This is a genomic window from Nocardioides sp., from assembly GCF_004803405.1.
In the GTDB taxonomy this organism is placed as follows: domain Bacteria; phylum Actinomycetota; class Actinomycetes; order Propionibacteriales; family Nocardioidaceae; genus Nocardioides; species Nocardioides vastitatis.
Window position 1 is genome coordinate 15348 of the sequence record NZ_SSXI01000222.1, and the last position, 4839, is coordinate 20186.

Annotated in this window: 7 protein-coding genes; 3 read left to right on the forward strand and 4 right to left on the reverse strand. The window is 71.7% G+C overall.

Annotation, left to right across the window (positions count from 1 at the left end):
• Positions 1 to 154: 154 nt before the first annotated feature.
• From E7Z54_RS15025 to E7Z54_RS24415, 3 genes are all read left to right on the forward strand, one after another.
• Positions 155 to 1876 (forward strand): acetolactate synthase, encoded by a 1722-nt coding sequence (locus E7Z54_RS15025; protein WP_136435009.1) that lies wholly within the window; start codon positions 155 to 157, stop codon positions 1874 to 1876.
• A gap of 10 nt (positions 1877 to 1886) precedes the next feature.
• The gene (locus E7Z54_RS15030) at positions 1887 to 2270 is read left to right on the forward strand and encodes a thioesterase family protein (protein WP_136435010.1); all 384 of its coding nucleotides are present in this window, start codon (positions 1887 to 1889) and stop codon (positions 2268 to 2270) included.
• Positions 2271 to 2365: 95 nt separating this feature from the next.
• Positions 2366 to 2440, forward strand: coding sequence for a 50S ribosomal protein bL37 (locus E7Z54_RS24415; protein ID WP_369797015.1), 75 nt, complete (start codon positions 2366 to 2368; stop codon positions 2438 to 2440).
• Positions 2441 to 2539: 99 nt separating this feature from the next.
• Here the strand turns inward: E7Z54_RS24415 and E7Z54_RS15035 are convergent, their stop codons facing one another.
• From E7Z54_RS15035 to E7Z54_RS15050, 4 genes are all read right to left on the reverse strand, one after another.
• The gene (locus tag E7Z54_RS15035; RefSeq protein WP_136435012.1) at positions 2540 to 3382 is read right to left on the reverse strand and encodes an oxidoreductase; all 843 of its coding nucleotides are present in this window, start codon (positions 3380 to 3382) and stop codon (positions 2540 to 2542) included.
• Between the two features lie 64 nt (positions 3383 to 3446).
• The gene (rsrA, locus tag E7Z54_RS15040) at positions 3447 to 3728 is read right to left on the reverse strand and encodes a mycothiol system anti-sigma-R factor (RefSeq protein WP_136435014.1); all 282 of its coding nucleotides are present in this window, start codon (positions 3726 to 3728) and stop codon (positions 3447 to 3449) included.
• Complete coding sequence (locus E7Z54_RS15045) at positions 3728 to 4438, reverse strand: sigma-70 family RNA polymerase sigma factor (RefSeq protein ID WP_240769706.1); 711 nt, start codon at positions 4436 to 4438, stop codon at positions 3728 to 3730. The genes rsrA and E7Z54_RS15045 overlap by 1 nt, the downstream gene beginning before the upstream one ends.
• Before the next feature lie 15 nt (positions 4439 to 4453).
• On the reverse strand, positions 4454 to 4839 hold a 386-nt coding region (locus tag E7Z54_RS15050; RefSeq protein WP_346763546.1), incomplete at its 5' end, for an alpha/beta hydrolase family protein.

Consider the following 4839-nt stretch of genomic DNA (forward strand, 5'->3'; position numbering starts at 1 on the left):
AGCGCTCAGCGCAAACAGGCACCGCAGCGCTCAGCGCAAACAGGCACCGCTGAGCCGAGGAGCCCCCGCGGAGGTACGCCGAGCGCCAGCGAGGCGTGCCGGAGCACCGCCGGGTGCTGGCTCGCGTTCAGGCGTGGTGTCCTAACGTGCACGCATGACCTCCGACTCCCCCACCGCCACCGAGAGCACCGGCGAGATCCGCGGCCACGCCGGCGAGCTCGCGGTCGCGGTCGCGCAGGCGCACGGCATCGAGACGATGTTCACCCTGTCCGGCGCCCATGTCTTCCCGATGTACGACGGCGCCGTCCGGACACAGCAGCAGGCGGCGCAGCAGGATGGTCCCAGCGGTCCCCCGGTACGGCTGCTCGACGTCCGCCACGAGCAGACCGCGGCCTTCGCGGCCGAGGCGACCGGCAAGCTCACCCGAGTCCCGGGCCTGGCGGTGCTGACTGCCGGGCCGGGCGTCACCAACGGGGTGAGCGCACTCGCCCAGGCGAAGTTCGCGGGATCGCCCATGGTCGTGGTCGGCGGCCGCGCCCCCAACAACCGGTGGGGCACCGGGGCGTTGCAGGAGATCGACCACCTGCCGATCGTCGAGACGGTCACCAAGCACGCGCGCACCCTGATGACGGCCGCCGACGTCGCCGGCGGCTTCCACGAGGCCTTCTCCGCCGCGCGGTCGTCGCACCGCGGGCCGTCCTACGTCGACGTGCCCATGGACGAGTTCTTCAACGCCGGGACCGGCTCGGTGCCCACGATCGGGTCCTTCCGCGGCGCCGAACCCGACAGCGACGCGATCGCCCGGATCGCCGGCCTGATCGCTGCCGCGGAGCGCCCGGTGCTCGTGCTCGGCACCGACGTCTGGGCCGATCATGCCGACGAGGCGGCGCTCCGCTTCGTCGAACAGATGATGATCCCCGCCATCACCAACGGCATGGGCCGCGGCGTGATCCCCGGCGGACACCCACTGCTGGTGACCAAGGCCCGGGGCGCTGCGCTCGGTGGCGCCGACCTGGTCGTCGTCGTCGGGACACCGCTGGACTTCCGGCTCGGCTACGGCGCGTTCGGGGCCGGTGTCGACTCGGGCGGCGCCGCCGTTCCGGTCGTACACATCGCGGACTCGGCGGACCAGATCTCGGCGCACGCCTCGCTGGCGGACGCCGTGGCCGGCGACCTGACGTCGGTGTTCGACGGTCTCCTGGCCGAGCTCGACCGGTCGCGGCAGGCTGACCGCGCGGCCTGGATCACGTCCCTGCAGGAGACCGTCGCGAAGGCAGGCGCCAGGGATGCGGAGCTGCTCGGCGCCGAGGCCGACCCGATCCATCCCGCCCGGATCTACGGAGAGCTGGTGCCCCGCCTCGCCGAGGACGCGGTCGTGATCGGTGACGGCGGCGACTTCGTGTCGTTCGCCGGCAAGTACGTCGAGCCGAAGCGGCCCGGCTGCTGGCTCGACCCCGGCCCGTACGGCTGCCTCGGCGCGGGTCTCGGCGCCGCGATCGCCGCCCGGATCGCCCGGCCGTCGTCGCAGGTCGTGCTGCTGCTGGGCGACGGCGCTGCGGGGTTCTCCTTGATGGACGTCGACACCCTGGTCCGTCACGACCTGCCAGTCGTGATGGTGATGGGCAACAACTCCGCCTGGGGCTTGGAGAAGGGCCCGATGCAGATGCTCTACGGCTACGACGTCGCGGCCGACCTCGCCCCGCGCACCGCCTACGACCACGTGGTCTCGGCGCTGGGCGGGGCCGGCGAGACGATCACCGACCCCCGCCAGATCGGGCCGGCGCTGGACCGTGCGTTCGCCGCGAACGTGCCCTACCTGGTCAACGTGATCACCGACGTGAACGCCGTTTACCCGCGCAGCACCTTCGGGATCTGAGGTCGCGCCGGTGAACGACGCGACCCTGACGTTCACGGTGACCGAGGCCGACACGGCGGCCGCGGTCGGCTCCGGCAGCCTGCCGTTGCTCGGCACCCCGCGGTTGCTGGCGTGGTGCGAGGCAGCGACCTGCGCCGCGATCGACCCCGCTCTAGGAACGGGCGAGACCAGCGTGGGTACCCGGATCGAGCTGGAGCACCTCGCGCCGACCCCGGTCGGCGGGTCCGTCGTGGTGACGGCGCGCGTCGTGCACACCGACGGGCGCCTCCGACGCTTCTCGGTGTCGGCCCGCAACGTCGGTGCTGACGGGCGCGCCGGCAAGCTGGTCGGCTCGGGCGAGGTGACTCGCGTGGTCGTGGACGCCGGGCGGTTCCTGGCCCGGATTGGGGACTGAACCGCCTCACCTGAGACACTGGGCCGATCTGACCACCCCGCGGAGACGCGTTTGCCTTTCCGCGGGGTCACCGGAAAGCGACTCCAGGAGGAACCATGGGCAAGACCGGCCGGAAGCGCCGCGCGCGCCGCAAGAAGGGCGCGAACCACGGCAAGCGCCCCAACGCTTGAGCTCTCGCTCCAAGCTGACCCGACCCCCGGACCACGACGTGGTCACGGGGGTCCGGTGTCTTGTGCCTACGACGCCGGCGGTCGCGGCCGCTCGACCTGCTACTCCGGCCGCGGGAACTGGGCGCGCATAGCCAGGTCCCAGCCCCGGTCCCCCAGGACGCGGCGAGCGGCGATGGCCGCCGGTGCCGACACCGTCACGGTGTAGCGCGGCTTCGGGCGGGCCTTCGTGAGCGCCTTCTCGATCACCTTCGCCACGTCCTCCGGTGGCCCGCCGAAGCGAGCCAGCGGGCCGTCGTACGCCTCCGCGGTGGCGGCCTGGACCTTCGCGTTGAACTCGGCGTAGGGGCCGGAGCCCCCGAGGTAGCCGGCCATTCCCGCCCGGGCCGTCTGCTCGAACGCGGTGGTGATCAGGCCGGGTTCGATGAGCACGACCTGCACGCCGAAGCCCGCGACCTCGAAGCGCAGCGCGTCGGAGAGGGCCTCCACGGCGTACTTGCTGGCGTGGTAGGCGCCGCCGCCGGGGAAGGTGAGCCTGCCGCCCATGGAGCCGATGTTCACGATCCGGCCGGAGTGCTGGTGCCGCATCGTCGGGAGGACGAGCTGGGTCAGTCGCAGCAGACCGAAGACGTTGGTCTCGAACTGCCGGCGCACGTCGTCGATGCTCAGCGACTCGACGGCGCCCGACTGCGAGTAGCCGGCGTTGTTGACGAGGGCGTCGACCCGGCCGGCGCCGGCGAGGACGCGGTCGACGGCGGCGACCATCGAGGCCTCGTCGGTGACGTCGAGGGCGACGGTGCGGCAACCCGCTGCCTGGAGGCCGTCGAGGTCCTCCGGTCGCCGCGCGCTGGCCCACACGTCCCAACCCTTGGTGACCAGGCGCGCGGCGGTAGCGGCGCCGATCCCCGAGGAGCAACCGGTGATCAGGACGGTCTTGTTCCCCATGCGCGGATCATGGCAGACCGCCGAGCGTCGGGCTCGGGCTTCGAGCCCGGCGGCGCCCGGCCGGTTACTTCAGGCGGATCTGGATCTGCTGGATCTGGACCCGCACCTTGTCGCGAAGCTCGGCCGGTGCCTTCTCTCCGCAGGACCGGGCGACGACCGCCTTCACCGTGCGCTGGAGGTCGTAACGCTCCAGACAGGGACTGCAGGAGTCGATGTGGGCGCGGACGATCGCGCAGTCGCCTTCCTCCAGCTCGTTGTCGATGAGCCGGACGATGCGCTCGAGGAAGTCGGCGCACTCCGCGTTGGTGGGCTCGTCGCCGTGCAGATGCTCGTGCTGGTGCGACATCAGCGGTCTCCCTCGAGCGGGGCGTCGCCGCCGGTGCGGACGTAGTCGGAGAGCATGTCGCGAAGCTGGCGGCGGCCCCGGTGCAGGCGGGACATCACCGTCCCGATCGGCGTGTTCATGATCTCGGCGATCTCCTTGTAGGCGAATCCCTCGACGTCGGCGAGGTACACCGCGAGCCGGAACTCCTCGGGCAGACGCTGCAGGGCGTTCTTCACCTGGCTGTCAGGGAGGTGCTCGAGCGCCTCCATCTCGGCGGACTTGAGCCCGCTGGAGGTGTGCGACTCGGCGCGGGCGAGCTGCCAGTCCTCAACGTCCCCGGTGTCACCGGCGAGTGCCTGCTGCGGCTGCCGCTGCTTCTTCCGGTAGTTGTTGATGAAGGTGTTGGTCAGGATCCGGTAGAGCCAAGCCTTGAGGTTGGTGCCCGGCTTGAACTGGTGGAACGCCGAGAACGCCTTCGCGAAGGTCTCCTGGACAAGATCCTCGGCATCGGTGGGGTTGCGGGTCATCCGCATCGCGGCGCCGTACAGCTGGTCGAGGAAGGGCAGAGCGTCACGCTCGAAGCGTGCGGCTCGCTCCTCCGGCGTCTCGTTCGCGACGTCGACGGGCGGCGCCTCGGTGTCGGAATCGAGGGAGGTCAGGTCGGAGGTCTCGGTCATCGCGTACCAGCCTACGGTGCCTGCCGGCCGGAGGCGTTCCAGCGTCGCGATCATGACAGCCGGAACGTCTCAGCGGCGCACGGCATTCCCCGCGATCTCGCGCACGATCCACTCCAGGGTGCACTCGACGACGATGCTCATCGCGTCGTCCTGGCTGACCGGCCCGCTCTTCGGCACAGCGAGCCCGTGGTCGGCGCCCGGGACGACGGCCAGGTCGGTCTGGTCGGGCAGCGGGTCGGGAAACTCCTCCGGGCGGCCCATGGTGTCCCGCTCCCCCTGCAGCACCAGCGTCGGGACACCGGCGTTCGCCAGCTCATCGAGCCGGGACTTCTCCGGCTTGCCGGGCGGGTGCAGCGGGAAGGACAGGGCGAGGCACCCGGAGGCGCCGAGCTGCTTGGCCGACCGGGCCGCCGAGCGGGCGCCGGCGGACCGGCCGCCCACCACCAGCGGCGTGC